The following is a 1,036-nucleotide window of genomic DNA, read 5'->3' on the forward strand; positions in this document are numbered from 1 at the left end:
ATTGGGCGGGTTATCAGTAAGATTGTCGACCCACAAGGGTTAAAATTGACGACCTCGTTTGAACACAACAACCACGGCGCTCAAGTGATAAAGACAGAGCAAATCAACACTGTGGTCAGTGGTGGCAAGCTCAGTGGTGGTAAGCTCAGCGCTGGCACCGAGAATAAAACCATCACTGAATTTGACGGTAATGGCCAGGCAACGTCGGTGCAAGTATTACAGGGCAGTGTGGTCCAAAGTCAAACCAGCTATGAGTATGATGGCACAGGTAAAAAGCTGCACACCACGCAAGGCAGTGGCAGTCACGCCGTATCACAGCACTATGAGTACGATGCACTGGGTCGCTTAGTTAAGACTGAAAAAGGCAACGAAGTCACCACATATCAGTATGATGATAATGACAATGTCATTAAAAAGCACCAGCTATTTGGCGATAAACTGAAAAGCAGTAATGGTTCTGTAAGTGAGGTAGATGATCAGCGTATTAGCTACTTTGTTTATAATGAAGCGAACCAACTTATATCGCAATTTATCAGTAGCAAAGTCGTTTATATTACACCGACAATCACCAGTGACGAGCCGATCTTTACACCGGGTTTGCCACCGGTAGAGATAATGAGTGTTTCTCGTACTCAACGAGATGATTCAGTCATACCAATAAAAAGTACAACCACAATTCCAGGTCGATTGCAGGTGTCAGGTGCAATACAGTCTTTTGAATATGATGTAAATGGTAAGCGTGTAGCAGAGCATAAAATAGTCGATACGGTGCATATTGCAGATGAGTCTTTTGTAAAGCCAGAAGATTTAGATTTAAATGGGGGGGAGTTCGCTTATACGACACTTGTTAATAATATTAAAGCAGCCAATACGCGCGATAAGATATCGGTTTTCACCGCCTATGATGATAATGGCCGTAAGTCATTGCATATTGATGCCAATGGTGGGGTTACACAATGGCAGTATGATGCACAAGGGCGAGTGTATGAGGTTGTTCGCTGGGGTCAGCGCGCATCAATCAGTGACCTAAGTAAAC

Annotated in this window: 1 protein-coding gene; it reads left to right on the forward strand. The window is 43.9% G+C overall.

Features of this window, described 5'->3' with window-relative positions:
• A partial coding sequence (locus J8L98_RS24410; protein ID WP_210998654.1) for an RHS repeat domain-containing protein occupies positions 1-1,036 on the forward strand: 1,036 nt, incomplete at both ends.

It is taken from the genome of Pseudoalteromonas sp. MMG013 (assembly GCF_018100885.1).
Classification (GTDB): Bacteria; Pseudomonadota; Gammaproteobacteria; order Enterobacterales; family Alteromonadaceae; genus Pseudoalteromonas; species Pseudoalteromonas aurantia.